Origin of the sequence: Methylobacterium marchantiae (assembly GCF_042679825.1) — a bacterium.
GTDB lineage: Bacteria > Pseudomonadota > Alphaproteobacteria > Rhizobiales > Beijerinckiaceae > Methylobacterium > Methylobacterium marchantiae.
In genome coordinates this window covers 90,347-105,740 of record NZ_JBHTND010000017.1, presented here as the reverse complement: position 1 = coordinate 105,740, position 15,394 = coordinate 90,347, and the positions used below count along the sequence as shown (strand labels likewise).

The window sequence follows — 15,394 nt, the reverse complement described above, 5'->3', positions numbered from 1 at the left end:
GGGCGGGATCGCGGCGAGAAGCGCGGCTTCCGCCGCCTCCGCGGCGGCACGCTCGGCCTCTTCGGCGGCGAGGCCGGCGAGTTCGGCGGCGCGGCGTGCCTCTTCCTGCGCCTGCAGCGCGGCACGGACCTGCTCTTCCTGGGCCAGCCGTTCGGCGTCGAGCGCCCGCTGACGACGCTCCTGCAGCACCGGATCGGGCGTGCGGGTATAGCGGACCGCCGGCGCGGCCGGCTCGGCGGCGACCGGGTAGGCCACACCCTCGTAGCCTTCCGGCGTGATCGAGGCAGGGCGCCGCGGCGAGCGGATCAGCACGCGCGGGCTCGATGCGTCATGGTCGATCCGGCTCTCGCCGGCCATGTCCAGGGCCGCGATGCCGGAGGAACGGGAGAGATCGGGCGTGGCCCGGTCGTCGAAGACGTGGTCCGGCCAGCCCTGAGGCTCGGCCCATTCGGCGCGCTCGGACCAGGGAGGCGGGGCACCGGCATCGTGCACCATGTCGCGCGGCGCCTTCAGCCAGGATTGCGCGGGACGCGGCGAGACCAGGCTCGGGCGCTGCGGCGGTCCGGCGAGACGCCGGGTCAGGCTTGCACGCAGGCTGATCAGCCTGTGCGCGAGGGCGCCCAAGGTCAGGCCGGGGCGGTCGCCGCCGCGGCCGGGCCTGGAGGGATCACGGTGGGAATAGGGAGGCCGTCCCGATGCGCGCATGATGCTCTGGATTGACTCGATAAGGTACTGGCCCGCGTCCCCGACGGGAGCGGTTCTTCCCCAAGCTAGGGCCAACGTCGTTAACAGACGCTTGCCCCGGCGCGTCGAAACGTCGGATGTCCGGCAGTGGAGGAGGCCACCTGCCCCTGGAGCCTCGGAGCGCGACAGGTTAGGTTAGGGAACCCGATGAAGGGCTTCCGATCACACGGGTTTCCACCGTGGAGCCTCGACGGTCCGTCGCCCCGCGATGCATCGCCCGCCCGACCCTTGCGAGAGGCACCCCGCCCCTTGGCCGAAACCGAACGAGCCGACGCCTTCAAGTCCCTGTATCGCCACGGCTTTGCCCGCGTGGCGGCCTGTGCCGGGCGAAGCCATCCGGCCGACCCCGAGAGAAACGCCGACGAGATCCTGAACCTCGCCGGTGCGTGCCATCGCGCCGGAGCGGCGCTGGCGGTGTTCCCGGAACTCTGCGTCTCGTCCTACGCCATCGAGGACCTGTTCCTGCAGGTCACCCTCCTCGACGCCGTGGAGGCGGCGATCCTCCGCATCGTCGCGGCGTCGGCCGACCTGACGCCCGTCCTCGTCGTCGGCGCGCCGCTGCGCTGGCGTCACCGGATCTACAATTGCGCGCTCGCGATCCACCGGGGCCGGCTGCTCGGAGTGGTGCCCAAGAGCTATCTGCCGAACTACCGGGAATTCTACGAGAAGCGCCATTTCGCCTCCGGCGCCGGCCTCCTCGGCGAGGCCGTCACCGTGGCGGGGATCGAAGCGCCGTTCGGCACCGACCTGCTGTTCGCGGCGGAAGACCTGCCCGGCTTCACCCTCGGCATCGAGATCTGCGAGGACCTCTGGGTCCCCGCCTCCCCCGGCGCCGATGCGGCGCTCGCCGGTGCCACGATCCTCGCCAACCTCTCGGGCAGCCCGATCACCGTTGGCCGCGCCGAGTCCAGGGCGATGCTCACGCGCGCGGCGTCGATGCGCTGCGCCTGCGCCTATGTCTACGCCGCCGCGGGTCTGGGCGAATCCACCACCGACCTGTCCTGGGACGGGCAGACCAGCATCGACGAGAACGGCGTGCGCCTCGCCGAGGGCGAGCGCTTCGCCGCCGGGCCGGTGACGACCTTGGCCGATATCGATCTCGATCTCCTGGCGCAGGAGCGGCGGCAGGCGGGAAGCTTCGACGACGCTGCGCGCGGGCGCGGCCTCTCCTACCGCACAATCCGCTTCCGCCTCGATCCGCCATCGGGCGATCTCGGACTGATGCGGACAGTGGAGCGCTTCCCGTTCGTCCCGGCCGACGTCGCCCGCCTCGCCCAGGATTGCTACGAGGCCTACAACATCCAGGTGGCGGGCCTCGCCCAGCGCCTGTCGGCCACCGGCACGAAAAAGGCCGTCATCGGCATCTCGGGCGGCCTCGATTCCACCCATGCGCTCATCGTCGTCGCCAGGGCCTTCGACCGGCTCGGCCTGCCGCGCTCGGACATCCTCGCCTACACGCTGCCGGGATTCGCCACATCGGACGCCACCAAGGCCAATGCCCACGCGCTGATGGCGGCGCTCGGCAGCACGTCCGGGGAGATCGACATCCGGCCGGCGGCGCGGCAGATGCTCGCCGATATGGGCCACCCGTTCGGGCGCGGCGAGCCCGTCTACGACGTCACTTTCGAGAACGTGCAGGCCGGCCTGCGGACCGACTACCTGTTCCGGCTGGCCAACCAGAATGGCGCCATCGTCATCGGCACCGGCGACCTCTCGGAACTGGCGCTCGGCTGGTGCACCTACGGCGTCGGCGACCAGATGAGCCATTACGGCGTCAATTCCGGGGTCCCCAAGACCCTGATCCAGCACCTGATCCGCTGGGTCATCGCCAGCGGCCAGATCGGGCATGAAGCCGACGCGACCCTGCGGGCGATCCTCGCCACGGAGATCTCGCCGGAACTCGTCCCGGCGGAGGAGGGTGGGTCGCCCCAGAGCACGGAGGCCAAGATCGGCCCCTACGCGCTGCAGGATTTCAACCTGTACTACACGCTGCGCCACGGCTTCGCGCCCTCGAAGATCGCTTTCCTCGCGATGCATGCCTGGGGCGACGCGGAACGCGGCGCATGGCCGCCGGATTTTCCCCCGGCGAAGCGCCGGGCCTATGCTCTGCCGGAGATCCGCTCCTGGCTCGCCGTGTTCCTGCAGCGCTTCTTCGGCTTCAGCCAGTTCAAGCGCTCGGCGATGCCCAACGGGCCGAAGGTCGTCGCCGGCGGCGCCCTCTCCCCGCGCGGCGACTGGCGCGCGCCGTCCGACGGCAACGCCCGGATCTGGCTCGACGAGCTCACGCGAAACGTCCCCGAAAACTGAGCGACACAGTCCCGTCCGATTATGCCGCTATCCGATGAGTCGGGGTGGCCAGTCGGAGACCGACCGATGCAAAGCTACAACGTGTTCTGCCTGAAGACCGTCAGCGGCCTGTGCTGCGCGGTGCCCGAGAGCCGTGCGGTTCCGAGCTTCCTCAGCGGCCGGAACTGGGCGTTCTCCGGACGACTCGGCGACGAGGCCGAGGCGCCGGCCGATTTCGACGAACGGGCCGCGACCACGGCCGTGCGGTTCAACGGCTTCTATCTCTTCGAGACGATGGATCGGCGCTTCAACTAGAGGATGCGGCCGGCAGCGACGATCGGGGCGGGCCGTCCGATCGAGATAGAGGCACCTTCCGCTCGCCGTGGCGATCATTCCTTAAGGGACGCCATGCGAGGATGCACATGGTCGCACGAAGCGGAGCCGGAGACCGACCCTCATGTCGGAAAATCGTAGGGAAGCGCGGCAGAGGACCTTCCTCAAGGGCCGCATCATCTTCAATAACGGCGCAGCGAGCATGGATTGCCTCGTGCGGGACATGTCGTCGACCGGTGCGCGCCTCGCTCTCACGGAAACCGCGACCCTTCCGGACGTGTTCGACCTGTTCATTCCGCAGAAGGAGCGAACCTACAAGGCGAGCCTCCGCTGGCGCCGCAGCGACGGCATCGGCATCGCCTTCGTGGACGAGGCGGCGGCTTCGCCTGCGCCGGCCGCCGCGCCATCCGCTCCCGTCGCGGCAGCGCAGGACCAATCGGCGGCGATGCTCGCCCTGGTGCGGCGTATCGGGGAACTCGAAGCCGAGAACGCAGCCCTGCGCCGGCTGATCGCGGCGGTTCCTGCGGTCGCCTGACCGCCTCAGGCCGCGGCGAGGGCGGCCCGGATCTGGGCCGCATGCACGCCGAGGAGGTCGCTGTCGGCCATCCCGCCCGTATGCCGCGACAGCGCCACATCGTCGAAGCGCGGCACGATATGGACATGGAGGTGGAACACCGTCTGTCCGCCCGCCGGCTCGTTGTACTGGAAGATCGTCAGGCCGTCGGCGGCGAAGGCCGTCTTCACCGCGCGGGCGACGCGCTGCACGGTGCGGATCGTCGCGGCCAGGGATGCGGGATCGGCATCGAGCAGGCCGCGGGCCGGCGCCTTGGGGATCACCAGGGTATGGCCGGGGCCCTGGGGCATCACGTCCATGAAGGCCAGGGTGTGCTCGTCCTCGTAGACCTTCTGAGCGGGAATCTCGCCCCGCAGGATCTTGGCGAAGACATTCTGCGGATCGTACTGCGCAGCTTCGACGTTTGAGGACATGGATGCCGGCTCCATCGCGGATTTCGTCTGCTGGTGTCGGCCGGACCTTGCACAGACTGACCCCCGGCGTCCACGGCGCGCGGCGGGACCTATCGGGAGCGACCCGCCGGCATGGCGCATGAGAGCAACGGCGCGATCTACACCGCCGCGGGAGCCAACCTCGCCATCGCTGCGGCGAAGTTCGTCGGCGCCTTCTTCACCGGGTCGTCGGCGATGCTGGCGGAAGGCGTGCATTCCCTGGTGGACACGGCCAACCAGATCCTCCTCCTCGTCGGCCTGTCGCGGGCGAAGAAGCCGGCCGATGCGCGGTTCCCCTTCGGCTACGGCCGAGAGGTGTATTTCTACGCCTTCATCGTCGCGCTGTTCATCTTCCTCGGCGGCGGCGCCTTCGCGGTCTACGAGGGCATCCACAAGATCCACTATCCGGAAGCCTCCGCCGACGCGGTGATCTTCGGCCGCACCATTCCGGGCTTCTGGGTCAATCTCGGCATCCTCGGCTTCGCCGTCCTGGCCGAGGGCTATTCCTGCGCCGTCGCCCTCAAGGCGTTCTGGGCCGAGAAGGGCGACCGCGAAGCCATCACGGCGATCCGGCGCAGCAAGGACCCGGCCCTGTTCACGGTGCTCGTCGAGGACGTCGCAGCCCTCCTCGGGCTGATGGTGGCCCTGGCCGGCGTGATCCTCGCCGAATGGCTGCAGATGCCCGCCCTCGACGGCTGGGCCTCCATCGGCATCGGCACGATCCTGATCGGGATGGCGATCTTCCTGATGATCGAGACCCACGGCCTCCTCGTCGGGGAAGCGGCGGCCCCGGAGACCGTGGCGGAGATCGAGCGGATCGTGCGAAGCGAGCCGGGCATCCGGCACGTGAACGCGGTGCTGACCCAGCATCTCGGGCCTTCCGACATCCTCGTGAACATCAGCCTCGACATGGAGGACAGCCTGAATGCCGGCGAGGTCGAGGCCATCGTCGGCCGCCTCGACACCCGGCTGAAGGCGCAGAACCCGGCGGTGAAGCGGGTGTTCATCGAGATCCAGGCGAAGGAACTCGTGACCGCGTGAGGTCAGCCCGCCGTCGACTCCTTCGCGGCGAGGGCGGAGGCGATGTCGGCCTCCAGGCCCGCGGGCTTGATGATGGGCGAGTAGCGGCGGATGGCCCGGCCGCTCCGGCCGATCAGGAACTTGGTGAAGTTCCACTTGATCCGGGACGTGCCGAACAGCCCCGGCTTCTCCCGCTTCAGATGGACGAAGACCGGATCGGCCTGCTCGCCGTTCACATCGACCTTGGCGAGGACCGGGAAGGTGACGTCGTAGGTCAGGCTGCAGAACCGGGCGATCTCGGCGGCATCCCCCGGCTCCTGCCGGCCGAACTGGTTGCAGGGAAAGCCCAGCACGACGAATCCCTCGTCCCGGTGCCGCCGCCAGAGCCGCTCCAGATCCTCGTATTGCCGCGTGAAGCCGCATTTCGAGGCGGTGTTGACCACGAGCACGACCCTGCCGCGATGCTGAGCCAACGGGTGGGGCGTCCCGTCGGCGGCTCTTGGAGCGAGGTCGTAGAGGCTGGTCATGCGGCGGTGCGCTTCTCCACCAGCCGTGCGAGGTAGGAGCTGCCCAGCGGGATGATGCTGTCGTCGAAATCGAAGGCGGCGTTGTGCAGGCCCGGCCCCGGCGTCGCGCCGATCCAGGCATAGGCACCCGGCACCGCCATCAGCATGTCGGCGAAATCCTCGCTGCCCATGCGCGGCACGGTGTCGTCGTCGACGCCGTCCGCACCGAAGATCTCGCGCGCGATCTCGGCCGCCGCGGCAGCGTGCTCGGCGCTGTTCTCGAGGACGGAGAACACGTCGCGGATGTCCACATGGACCTCGACGCCATGGGCGGCGGCGACGCCCCCGGCCACCTCGCGGATGCGGGCGGAGACGAGCTTTCGCACCTCCGCGTCGAAGGTCCGCACGGTGCCGGCGAGATGCGCGCCCTCCGGGATGACGTTGTAGGCGGCGCCCGCATGGATCTGGGTGATCGAGACGACGGCGCTCTTCAGCGGGTCGACGTTGCGCGAGACGATCGACTGCATCGCCTGGACCAGGGCGGCGGCGGCCACGATGGAATCGAGGCCGCGATGCGGCTCGGCCCCGTGCGCGCCGCGCCCGGTGATGCGGATGTCGAAGAAATCCGCCGCCGCCATCATCGGGCCGGGGCGGATCTTGAGCTTGCCGTGCGGGCCGTTCGGGGCGTTGTGGAGCCCGTAGATCTCGTCGCAGGGGAAGCGCTCGAACAAACCGTCGGCGAGCATGGCGCGAGCACCGCCGAGACCCTCCTCCGCCGGCTGGAACACGAACAGGGCGGTGCCGTCGAAGTCGCGGGTCTCGGCGAGGTAGCGCGCCGCACCGAGCAGCATGGTGGTGTGGCCGTCATGGCCGCAGGCGTGCATCTTGCCCGGAATGGTGGAGCGGTGGGGGAGGTTGGTCTCCTCCTCGATCGGCAGGGCGTCGAGTTCGGCGCGCAGGCCGATGCGGCGGCCCTTGGCCGAGCGCCCTTCGAGCACGCCGACCACCCCCGTCCCGCCGAGCCCGCGATGGACCTCGATGCCGTAGCGTTCCAGCTGCTCGGCCACGAGGTTCGAGGTCCGCACCTCCTCGAAACCGATCTCGGGATGGGCGTGGATGTCCCGGCGGATCGCCGTGAGGTCGTCGGCGAAGGCCTTGATACGGTCGATCGGGCTCATGAACGTTCCTTGTCCTCGGGGGCTCGCTCGGGCGTCTCGGGATCGGCGATCGGACCGTCCCGGCGAAACGGGGTCATCTCGCCGAGGACCGAGGCTGCCTCGATCACGTGGTCGCGCTCGCGGCGCAGATAGTCGGCGATGGCCCGGCGCAGGCCGGGATCGGCGATGTCGTGGGCGGAATGCATCAGCACCGGAGCGTAGCCGCGGGCGAGCTTGTGCTCCCCCTGCGCCCCCGCCTCGACCCGCTTGAGACCATGCCGAATCGCGAAATCGATGGCCTGATAGTAGCAGACCTCAAAATGCAGGAACGGGTGGTCCTCGGTGCAACCCCAGTTGCGGCCGTAGAGCGCCACGTCGCCGATGAGGTTGATGGCGCCGGCGACGTAGCGGCCCTCGCGCTTGGCCATGATCAGCAGGACGCGCTCGGGCATGCGCTCGCCGATGAGGCCGAAGAACGCGCGGTTGAGATAGGGCCGGCCCCATTTGCGCGCGCCGGTATCGGCATAGAACTCGTAGAACGCGTCCCAATGCGCCGGCGTCAGGTCGGCGCCGGTGACGTGCTCGATGGTGATGCCGTTGGCCAGGGCGTCGCGGCGCTCGCGCCGGATCGCCTTGCGCTTGCGCGAGGAGAGCGCCCCGAGGAAATCCTCGAACCCGGCATAGCCCGCGTTGGCCCAGTGGAATTGCTGGTCGACCCGCTGGAGTAGCCCGAGTTCGCCGGCCTGCTCCCATTCGCGCTCCTGCATGAAGGTCACGTGGATCGAGGAGGCCTTCGTCTCCGATCGCAGGGCGCGCAGGCCCGCGATCAGCGCGGAGGCGGCTTCGGCCACGTCCTGCCCCGGCGCGATGAGGAAGCGCGGGCCGGTGACGGGCGTGAACGGCACGCTGACCTGGAGCTTGGGGTAGTAGCTGCCCCCGGCCCGCTCGTAGGCATCGGCCCAGCCATGGTCGAACACGTATTCGCCCTGGCTGTGCGATTTGAGGTAGCACGGCGCCACGCCGACGAGGCGCCCCTCCCGCTCCACCGCCACGTGCAGGGGCAGCCACCCGGTCCTGCGCGAGACGCAGCCGGATTCCTCGAGTGCCGAGAGGAAGGCGTGGGAGACGAAGGGATTGTGGGTCTCGTCCCCGGCCGAGAGGGTCTCCGCCGAGGTGGCGCAGGCATCCCACTGGTCCGCCGGGATCTGAGCGAGGCCGGTGACCGCGCGAACCTGCAGGGTCGCGGCGGAATCCAGCTCAGGCTCGGCTACCGGTCCGGTCTTTTCCATGCCCGCAATCTAGCCCTGTCGGCCGAGGGGACAAGCGCGGGATGTCCGTGTCGCGGTCGCAGGCAACTCTCGAGGCGATCCCGGAGGCCACCCTGCTTGCGGCCCGAATGGCCCTGGGCCAAGAATGACGGCAACGATTCCCGAGGAGGGAAGAGATGGGACCGACGATCCTCGATGTCCGACCCGGCAGCGAACGGCGGACGCTGCCGGATGATTTCGCCCACGATGTGCTGATCGAGATGGCCAATCTCGACGAGCAGGACACCAACGTCGCCGGCACGATCTTCGTTTCGACGGCCCTCGGTTCGCACGGCCCACGGGTGAAGTGGTATCCGGACCGCGCCGGCCGCGACCTGCCCTGTCTGATCGTGTCCATCGGTGCCGATCCGAAGGTGCGCGACGATTTCCTGCCCAGGGGCGCTTCCCGCTCGGCGAGACCGCGGGTGATCGAATGGGTGAGGCTCAACCACGTCGCCCTGCTCCGGTTCTGGACCGATGGCGCATCCTGGAACCGCCGCGAAGTCACGGCCTTCCTCGACGGGCTCGTGCCCGTGCCGGCCTGATCGACGTCGTCGGCACCGATGGGCATGGAACCCACTTTGCCGTCCTCTGTCGTCAACGGAACTGAGTCCAATCCCCGATCAGACCGATCCTCACGGCCTGAATCCCTCGAACACCATCTGGTCGGCATGCTCGTCCGCGCGGCGGCGCTGGTCCGGATTGCGCACGGTCCAGGTCATCACCGGCATGCGGCCGAGATGCCGGCAGAGGAAGGTCGCGGCGCAGGGCAGGTCGTCCACGCGCCAGGACAGGAAGTCGGGGCGGCTCGCGCCCAGATGCAGCAGGTCCGAGAGCGAGCGCCGCAGGCCCTCCGACATCAGCGCATAGGCCGGATCGTCCTGGGCGGTCTCGCCGACGATCCCGCGCGGGACGTCAGGCGCCAGAGCGGCGAAAGCCTGGATCAGCTCGGGATCGAACGACTTCACCGCCACCGGTCCATCGTAGAGCCGGACGATCTCGGCCACGCGCTCGGTCAGGCGCAGGTCGCCGGTGAAGCGCGACTTGATCTCGATCACGAGCGGCACCCGGCCGGCGATGGCGGCGAGGGTGTCGGACAGGGTGGGGATCGTCTCCGGCGAACCGGCTACGGTGAGGGATCGGAGCGCATCCGCCCGCGTCTCGGCGACGAGGGCGACGGCGCCGGTGAGGCGCCCCAGGGCCTCGTCGTGGAAGACCATCGCCTCGCCGTCGGCGCTGCGTTGGACGTCGCACTCGATGGCGTAGCCCCCGGCGATGGCGGCCCGCGCCGCCGCCAGGGTATTTTCGGGGATGCCGGCCGCGCGGTCGTGCAATCCCCGATGGGCGATCGGCCGCGCGGTGAGCCAGGCGGGGGCGTTCGAGACCACCCTCATTTCACCTCGAACATCGCCTCGACCTCGACGGCGGCGTCGAGGGGCAGTTCGGCGACGCCGACGGTGGAGCGCGCATGCCGGCCGCGATCCCCGAGGATCTCGACCATGAGATCCGAGGCGCCGTTCATGATGCCGGCGAGACCCGCGAAGGTCGGCACCGCATTGATGAAGCCGCCGAGCCGCAGGCATTGCACGACGCCGCGGTCGAGATCGCCCACCGCCGCCTGCACCTGGGCCAGCACGTTGAGGGCGCAGAGCCGGGCCGCGGCGACGCCCTGCTCGGGCGAGACCTCGGCGCCGAGCTTGCCCGTGTGGGAATCGGCGAGCTTGCCGTCCGCGCCGAAGCAGATCTGGCCGGAGATGATCACCAGGTTGCCCGTGCGGATGAACGGCACGTAGTTCGCCACGGGGGCGGCCGCCTTTGGCAGGACCAGACCGAGGGCATCCAGGCGTTCCTTGACCGTGCTCATCCGACGTCGTCCTCCTGGCTGTCCGGGCCGCCGCCGGGGCGGCGACGGGTCGCGATCGGCGCTCCCCCCGGATATCGCGGCGGGGTTGAGCATGATCGAGGCGCGTCGCGCAAGCCACGCGCGCCCGACGAGGCCGCCGGCGTGCGACGCGGCCCGACAGGCCCGGCGCGACAGCCTAATTGCCAGGCATGTCGGTCCTGTGAACATCCCACATCATTGACATAACGGGCCAATTCTCTAGTAATCGCAGCCGTGCCGCCCGGTTTCGAGGCGGCACTTTCATTTGGTGCGGGTGCGCTCCTCGAGGCGCCCGCCGTGACGAACGGGAAGTCGGGATCGTGACATCCGCCCTTCTGCCGACCTACGCCCGGGCTCCGATCGCCTTCGAGCGCGGAGAGGGTGCCTGGCTCGTGGCGCGCGACGGCCGGCGATATCTCGATTTCGGAGCGGGAATCGCGGTCAACGCCCTCGGCCACGCCCACCCTCATCTCGTCGAGGCGCTGACCAGCCAGGCGCAGAAGCTGTGGCACACCTCGAACCTGTTCGAGATTCCCGAAGGCGAGCGGCTCGGCCAGCGGCTCGTCGACGCGACCTTCGCGGACGTGGCCTTCTTCGCCAATTCCGGCGCCGAGGCCAACGAGGCCGCCATCAAGATGGCGCGCAAGTACCATGCGGCCGGCGGCCATCCCGAGCGGTTCCGCATCGTCACCTTCGAGGGCGCCTTCCACGGCCGGACGCTGGCGACCATCGCGGCGGGCGGCCAGCAGAAATACATCGACGGCTTCGGCCCGAAGGTCGACGGGTTCGATCAGGTGCCCTTCGGCGACCGCGAGGCCTTGCTGGCGGCGATCGGCCCGGAGACCGCCGCCCTGATGATCGAGCCGATCCAGGGGGAGGGCGGCATCCGCACGGTGCCGCCGGAGATGCTGCGCGACCTGCGGGCGCTGTGCGACGAGCACGGCCTCCTCCTCGTCATGGACGAGGTGCAGACCGGCGTCGGCCGCACCGGCCGGCTGTTCGCCCATGAATGGTCCGGGGTGACCCCCGACATCATGAGCGCGGCCAAGGGTATCGGCGGCGGGTTCCCGCTGGGCGTCTGCCTCGCCACGGCGGAGGCCGCGCGCGGCATGACCGCCGGCAGCCACGGCACCACCTTCGGCGGCAACCCCCTCGCCATGGCGGTGGGCAACGCCGTGCTCGACGTGGTGCTCGCCGACGGCTTCCTCGACCATGTGCTGCGGATGGGCCTGCTGCTCAAGCAGCAGCTCGCCTCGGTCATGGACCGCCATCCCGGAATCATCTCCGAGATTCGCGGAACCGCGCTGATCCTCGGCCTCAAGCTCGACGTGCTCAACACCACCTTCACGGCGGCCGCGCGCGACGAACACCTGCTGGTGATTCCCGCCGGCGACAACGTGGTCCGTCTCTTGCCGCCGCTGATCATCACCGAGTCGGACGTGGCCGAGGCGGTGAAGCGTATCGATGCCACGGCCGGGCGGCTCGAAGCACAGATGCGCGGCGCCGCAGAGTAACCGACGGGCTCCTCCATCACGCCCGAAATGCCCAGACGCACGATACGAAGAACGGATCCATGACACCCCACACCAACGGGACCGCGAGCGGGGCCCGCCACTTCCTCGACCTCAAGGATTTCTCGGCCGAGGACCTGCGTGCCGTACTGGACTCGGCCGCTGCGATGAAGGCGCGCCGCCGCAAGGGCGAGATCGCGGCCGAGCGTCCGCTGGCCGGCAAGATGCTGGCGATGGTGTTCGACCGGCCCTCCACCCGCACCCGGGTCTCGTTCGACGTCGCCATGCGCGAGCTCGGCGGCGAGACGCTGATGCTCACCGGCAGCGAGATGCAGCTCGGCCGCGGCGAGACCGTGGGCGACACCGCGCGCGTGCTGTCGCGCTACATCGACGCAATCATGATCCGCATCCTCGATCACGACCTGATGCTGGAGCTCGCGCAGTATGCCGAGGTGCCGGTGATCAACGCACTCACCAAGGTCTCGCATCCCTGCCAGATCATGGCCGACGTGATGACGTTCGAGGAGCATCGCGGGCCGATCGGGGGGCGTACCGTCGCCTGGTCGGGCGACGCCAACAACGTGCTGGCCTCCTGGGTGCACGCCGCCGCGCGCTTCGACTTCACCCTCAACATCGCCGCCCCCCTCGAGCTCTCGGCCCCGGCCGCCCTGCTCGACTGGGCCAGAGGCGAGGGCGCGCGCGTCAACGTCACCACCGACCCGTTCGAGGCGGTGGACGGGGCGGATGCCGTGGTCACCGATTGCTGGGTCTCCATGGGCGACGAGGACGAGCATTACCGACACAACCTGCTCTCGCCGTATCAGGTGAACGCCAAGCTGATGGCGGCGGCGAAGGACGAGGCGATCTTCATGCATTGCCTGCCCGCCCATCGCGGCGAGGAAGTCACGGCCGAGATCATGGACGGCCCGCGCTCGGTGGTCTTCGACGAGGCCGAGAACCGCCTCCATGCGCAGAAGGGGATCTTGGCGTGGTGCCTGGGGGCGTGAGGCCCCGTGCGGGCGCGCTCGCCCCTATCGACGGACGACGGTCCGTGACGAGAATTCCCGAAGACGCCAGTGGCGGATGTGGTGTTCGCGCGGGGCTGAAGGCCGTGTGAAACGGCGGCCTCATCCCTATATCCGGTCCTGGATGCACGGTCGGCGGTCGAGTGCCATACTCGACGATGCGGACGGTCGCGATCCTCACAGCGTTGCTCATTCCCCGCGCGACCTCCTCCTGAGGTGCCGCGAAGCGGCCTCGAAGGAGGCTTCCAGTGCTCGTTGCGCGAACTGGAGGCCTCCTTCGAGGCCTTCGCTTTGCTACGGCGCCTCAGGATGAGGTCGAGATCGAGAATCGAGCCATTCCGTTCGGTCCGCGAATCGGATGGACAAGAGACAGGGAGAGGCCATGACCTCCGGACACGAAATTTCCCCCTCCGTCATCGACGGCGCCGACGACGTCGCCCTGCCGTTCTCGGTGGAGGCCCTCGACGTGCGCGGGCGCGTGGTGCGGCTCGGCCCCAGCGTCGACACCATCCTGCGTCGCCACGGCTATCCCGATCCGGTGGCGCGGCTCCTCGGCGAGGCGGCGGCGCTCACCGTCCTGCTGGGCTCGTCCCTGAAGTTCGAGGGGCGGTTCCAGCTGCAGACCAAGACCGACGGCCCGGTGGAGATGATCGTGGTGGATTTCGAGGCGCCCGACCGCCTGCGCGCCACCGCTCGGTTCGATGCGGCGCGGGTCGAGGCCCTCGGCGGGGCCCCGCTGAAGGGCGCGGATCTGCTGGGGCAGGGCCATCTCGCCATGACGATCGACCAGGGCAGCGAGTTCAGCCGCTACCAGGGCGTGGTGGCTCTGGAAGGGCAGAGCCTGGAGGAGGCGGCCCACCAGTATTTCCGCCAGTCTGAGCAAATCCCGACCCAGGTCCGCCTCGCGGTGGCCGAGCAGTTCGCGAATGGCGAGACGGGCTACCGCGCTGGCGGCCTGCTGGTTCAGTTCCTGCCGCAATCCATCGACCGCGCCCGCCTCGCCGACCTGCCCCCGGGCGACATCCCCGAGGGCCACGCCCATTTCGATGCGGGGGCGGCACCGGAAGACGATGCCTGGGTCGAGGCGCGCAGCCTCGTCAATACGGTCGAGGATCACGAGCTGGTCGACCCGGAGGTCTCCTCCGAGCGGCTGCTCTACCGCCTCTTCCACGAGCGCGGCGTGCGGGTGTTCGAGGCGCAGGCCGTCCACGAGCGTTGCCGCTGCTCGCAGGACCGCGTGCTGGGCATGATCCGATCGTTCTCGCCGCAGGAGCGCCGGGACATGATCGCCGAGGACGGCCGCATCGGCATCACCTGCGAGTTCTGCTCGCGGCGCTACGATATCGATCCGGCCGAGGCGGAGATCGATCCGGCGGAGTAGGGCGCCTTCCGCCTCGGGCGAAGTGCTGGACTTCAGGCGAAGTGCTTGGACCTCAGGCGAAGTGCTTGGACAGTTTCAGCCCTTGAGCCTGATAGTTCGATCCGGCATCGGCGCCGTAGAGGGCGGCGGGGCGCTCCGCCATGCGCTCGTAGACGAGGCGGCCGACGATCTGGCCGTCCTCCAGCAGGAACGGCACGTCGCGCGAGCGCACTTCGAGCACCGCCCGCGCACCGGCGCCTCCCGCCGCGGCAAAGCCGAAGCCGGGGTCGAAGAAGCCGGCGTAGTGGACCCGGAACTCGCCCACCAGCGGGTCGAACGGCACCATCTCGGCGGCGAAATCGGGCGGGACCTGCACCGCTTCCTTGGAGGCCAGGATGTAGAACTGGCCGGGATCGAGGATCAGCGCGCCCGAGCCGTCGGCGGGGAGCGGTTCCCAGAAATCCGCGATCCGGTGCCGGCCCGGCGCATCGACATCGACGAGGCCGGTATGGCGCTTGGCGCGGTAGCCGATCAGCCCTTCGAACCCGGCGAGATCCACCGACACGGCGATGCCGCCCTGGAAGGACGGGTTGGCCGAAGCGACCAGAGGCGTTGCCGCATGGAGCGATGCGAGTTCGGCGTCCGACAGGCGCGGCTCGCCGCGACGGAACCGGATCTGCGACAGGCGCGAGCCGGTGCGGACGCGGACCGGGAAGGTGCGCGGCGAGATCTCGGCATAGAGCCGGCCCCGGTAGCCGGCCTCGACCTGATCGAAGGCCGAGCCCCGGTCGGTGATGACGCGGGTGAACACGTCGATGCGGCCGGTGGAGCTCTTTGGGTTGGCGCTCGCCGCCACATCCGCCGGCAGGGCCAGGGTCTCCTGCAATTCGGCGATGTAAACGCAGCCGGTCTCCAGGACCGCGTCCCTGGTCAGGTCGATCTCGTGCAGGGCGAAGGCCTCGATACAGGCCGAGACGGTGCGGGCACCGGGGAGAAAGCTGGTGCGCACGCGGAAGGCGCGCGCCCCCAGGCGCAGGTCGAGGCTCGCCGGCTGAACCTGATCGGCCGCGAAGGGGGATTCGGGCAGGATGGCGCCGGCCGCATGCAGGGCTTCGATGCCCGCAGCCGACAGGATGCCGCCGGCCATGATTCCTGCGGAAGGTGGCGGGCTCGGTGGCGCCGTGTCCTGCTTGGTATCCGGCATGGTCTCGCGTCGCCCGCTCCGCACTCGGCCGCCTTCCCCGGCTGGGGATCAGGA

Annotated in this window: 15 protein-coding genes and 1 pseudogene; 8 read left to right on the top strand and 8 right to left on the bottom strand. The window is 69.5% G+C overall.

Translation table 11 applies throughout. From position 1 onward, the window contains the following. Nucleotides 1-705 (bottom strand): annotated as a pseudogene (locus ACFQ4G_RS13855) (DNA translocase FtsK); the annotation flags it as partial. A gap of 288 nt (nucleotides 706-993) precedes the next feature. Here ACFQ4G_RS13855 and ACFQ4G_RS13850 point away from each other — a divergent pair. The 3 genes from ACFQ4G_RS13850 (at nucleotide 994) to ACFQ4G_RS13840 (ending at nucleotide 3,898) form a co-directional block, all read left to right on the top strand. Further along, on the top strand, nucleotides 994-3,051 hold the full coding sequence (locus tag ACFQ4G_RS13850; protein WP_238207470.1) for an NAD(+) synthase: 2,058 nt from the start codon (nucleotides 994-996) through the stop codon (nucleotides 3,049-3,051). A 66-nt stretch (nucleotides 3,052-3,117) separates the two neighbouring features. Next, nucleotides 3,118-3,345 carry a hypothetical protein gene (locus tag ACFQ4G_RS13845; RefSeq protein ID WP_238207468.1) on the top strand — a complete coding sequence of 76 codons (228 nt, stop codon included), beginning with the start codon at nucleotides 3,118-3,120 and terminating at the stop codon, nucleotides 3,343-3,345. Nucleotides 3,346-3,487: 142 nt separating this feature from the next. Continuing rightward, on the top strand, nucleotides 3,488-3,898 hold the full coding sequence (locus ACFQ4G_RS13840) for a PilZ domain-containing protein (protein ID WP_238207466.1): 411 nt from the start codon (nucleotides 3,488-3,490) through the stop codon (nucleotides 3,896-3,898). Between the two features lie 5 nt (nucleotides 3,899-3,903). On the opposite strand, the gene ACFQ4G_RS13835 is transcribed toward ACFQ4G_RS13840, so the two are convergent. Further along, complete coding sequence (locus ACFQ4G_RS13835; RefSeq protein ID WP_238207464.1) at nucleotides 3,904-4,350, bottom strand: HIT family protein; 447 nt, start codon at nucleotides 4,348-4,350, stop codon at nucleotides 3,904-3,906. 111 nt (nucleotides 4,351-4,461) lie between these two features. On the opposite strand from ACFQ4G_RS13835, the gene ACFQ4G_RS13830 reads away from it, so the two are divergent. Further along, complete coding sequence (locus tag ACFQ4G_RS13830; RefSeq protein WP_238207462.1) at nucleotides 4,462-5,409, top strand: cation diffusion facilitator family transporter; 948 nt, start codon at nucleotides 4,462-4,464, stop codon at nucleotides 5,407-5,409. Between the two features lie 2 nt (nucleotides 5,410-5,411). Here ACFQ4G_RS13830 and ACFQ4G_RS13825 read toward each other — a convergent pair whose 3' ends face one another. From ACFQ4G_RS13825 to ACFQ4G_RS13815, 3 genes are read right to left on the bottom strand one after another with little or no spacing between them, the layout of a single operon-like run. After that, the gene (locus tag ACFQ4G_RS13825) at nucleotides 5,412-5,915 is read right to left on the bottom strand and encodes a glutathione peroxidase (RefSeq protein WP_238207460.1); all 504 of its coding nucleotides are present in this window, start codon (nucleotides 5,913-5,915) and stop codon (nucleotides 5,412-5,414) included. Then, a complete protein-coding gene (locus ACFQ4G_RS13820; RefSeq protein WP_238207458.1) occupies nucleotides 5,912-7,072 on the bottom strand; it encodes a M20 aminoacylase family protein in 1,161 nt (386 codons plus the stop codon). The genes ACFQ4G_RS13825 and ACFQ4G_RS13820 overlap by 4 nt, the downstream gene beginning before the upstream one ends. Beyond that, nucleotides 7,069-8,340 carry a GNAT family N-acetyltransferase gene (locus ACFQ4G_RS13815; RefSeq protein WP_238207457.1) on the bottom strand — a complete coding sequence of 424 codons (1,272 nt, stop codon included), beginning with the start codon at nucleotides 8,338-8,340 and terminating at the stop codon, nucleotides 7,069-7,071. The genes ACFQ4G_RS13820 and ACFQ4G_RS13815 overlap by 4 nt, the downstream gene beginning before the upstream one ends. A 155-nt stretch (nucleotides 8,341-8,495) precedes the next feature. Between ACFQ4G_RS13815 and ACFQ4G_RS13810 the strand changes: the two genes are divergently transcribed. Beyond that, nucleotides 8,496-8,903 carry a hypothetical protein gene (locus ACFQ4G_RS13810; RefSeq protein ID WP_238207454.1) on the top strand — a complete coding sequence of 136 codons (408 nt, stop codon included), beginning with the start codon at nucleotides 8,496-8,498 and terminating at the stop codon, nucleotides 8,901-8,903. Nucleotides 8,904-8,993: 90 nt separating this feature from the next. On the opposite strand, the gene ACFQ4G_RS13805 is transcribed toward ACFQ4G_RS13810, so the two are convergent. Together ACFQ4G_RS13805 and ACFQ4G_RS13800 are read right to left on the bottom strand one after the other, a co-directional pair. Continuing rightward, on the bottom strand, nucleotides 8,994-9,752 hold the full coding sequence (locus tag ACFQ4G_RS13805) for a glycerophosphodiester phosphodiesterase family protein (RefSeq protein WP_238207452.1): 759 nt from the start codon (nucleotides 9,750-9,752) through the stop codon (nucleotides 8,994-8,996). Continuing rightward, on the bottom strand, nucleotides 9,749-10,222 hold the full coding sequence (locus tag ACFQ4G_RS13800) for a RidA family protein (RefSeq protein WP_238207450.1): 474 nt from the start codon (nucleotides 10,220-10,222) through the stop codon (nucleotides 9,749-9,751). Before ACFQ4G_RS13800 ends, ACFQ4G_RS13805 begins: the two co-directional genes overlap by 4 nt. A gap of 338 nt (nucleotides 10,223-10,560) precedes the next feature. Between ACFQ4G_RS13800 and ACFQ4G_RS13795 the strand changes: the two genes are divergently transcribed. From ACFQ4G_RS13795 to ACFQ4G_RS13785, 3 genes are all read left to right on the top strand, one after another. Next, nucleotides 10,561-11,754, top strand: a complete 1,194-nt coding sequence (locus tag ACFQ4G_RS13795) for an aspartate aminotransferase family protein (RefSeq protein ID WP_238207448.1) — start codon at nucleotides 10,561-10,563, stop codon at nucleotides 11,752-11,754. Between the two features lie 59 nt (nucleotides 11,755-11,813). Further along, nucleotides 11,814-12,758, top strand: coding sequence for an ornithine carbamoyltransferase (argF, locus tag ACFQ4G_RS13790; RefSeq protein ID WP_238207446.1), 945 nt, complete (start codon nucleotides 11,814-11,816; stop codon nucleotides 12,756-12,758). Nucleotides 12,759-13,158: 400 nt separating this feature from the next. Beyond that, nucleotides 13,159-14,157, top strand: coding sequence for an Hsp33 family molecular chaperone (locus tag ACFQ4G_RS13785; RefSeq protein ID WP_238207444.1), 999 nt, complete (start codon nucleotides 13,159-13,161; stop codon nucleotides 14,155-14,157). Nucleotides 14,158-14,209: 52 nt separating this feature from the next. Here the strand turns inward: ACFQ4G_RS13785 and ACFQ4G_RS13780 are convergent, their stop codons facing one another. Then, nucleotides 14,210-15,340 carry a 2'-deoxycytidine 5'-triphosphate deaminase gene (locus ACFQ4G_RS13780; protein ID WP_379040417.1) on the bottom strand — a complete coding sequence of 377 codons (1,131 nt, stop codon included), beginning with the start codon at nucleotides 15,338-15,340 and terminating at the stop codon, nucleotides 14,210-14,212. Nucleotides 15,341-15,394 lie beyond the last annotated feature (54 nt).

What these genes read in the sequence shown, in the direction of transcription:
- ACFQ4G_RS13845 (WP_238207468.1), top strand. Translation starts at nt 3,118, where the DNA reads ATGCAAAGCTACAACGTGTTCTGCCTGAAGACCGTCAGCGGCCTGTGC.
- ACFQ4G_RS13840 (WP_238207466.1), top strand. Translation starts at nt 3,488, where the DNA reads ATGTCGGAAAATCGTAGGGAAGCGCGGCAGAGGACCTTCCTCAAGGGC.
- ACFQ4G_RS13835 (WP_238207464.1), bottom strand. Translation starts at nt 4,350, where the DNA reads ATGTCCTCAAACGTCGAAGCTGCGCAGTACGATCCGCAGAATGTCTTC.
- ACFQ4G_RS13830 (WP_238207462.1), top strand. Translation starts at nt 4,462, where the DNA reads ATGGCGCATGAGAGCAACGGCGCGATCTACACCGCCGCGGGAGCCAAC.
- ACFQ4G_RS13825 (WP_238207460.1), bottom strand. Translation starts at nt 5,915, where the DNA reads ATGACCAGCCTCTACGACCTCGCTCCAAGAGCCGCCGACGGGACGCCC.
- ACFQ4G_RS13820 (WP_238207458.1), bottom strand. Translation starts at nt 7,072, where the DNA reads ATGAGCCCGATCGACCGTATCAAGGCCTTCGCCGACGACCTCACGGCG.
- ACFQ4G_RS13815 (WP_238207457.1), bottom strand. Translation starts at nt 8,340, where the DNA reads ATGGAAAAGACCGGACCGGTAGCCGAGCCTGAGCTGGATTCCGCCGCG.
- ACFQ4G_RS13810 (WP_238207454.1), top strand. Translation starts at nt 8,496, where the DNA reads ATGGGACCGACGATCCTCGATGTCCGACCCGGCAGCGAACGGCGGACG.
- ACFQ4G_RS13805 (WP_238207452.1), bottom strand. Translation starts at nt 9,752, where the DNA reads ATGAGGGTGGTCTCGAACGCCCCCGCCTGGCTCACCGCGCGGCCGATC.
- ACFQ4G_RS13800 (WP_238207450.1), bottom strand. Translation starts at nt 10,222, where the DNA reads ATGAGCACGGTCAAGGAACGCCTGGATGCCCTCGGTCTGGTCCTGCCA.
- argF (WP_238207446.1), top strand. Translation starts at nt 11,814, where the DNA reads ATGACACCCCACACCAACGGGACCGCGAGCGGGGCCCGCCACTTCCTC.
- ACFQ4G_RS13785 (WP_238207444.1), top strand. Translation starts at nt 13,159, where the DNA reads ATGACCTCCGGACACGAAATTTCCCCCTCCGTCATCGACGGCGCCGAC.
- ACFQ4G_RS13780 (WP_379040417.1), bottom strand. Translation starts at nt 15,340, where the DNA reads ATGCCGGATACCAAGCAGGACACGGCGCCACCGAGCCCGCCACCTTCC.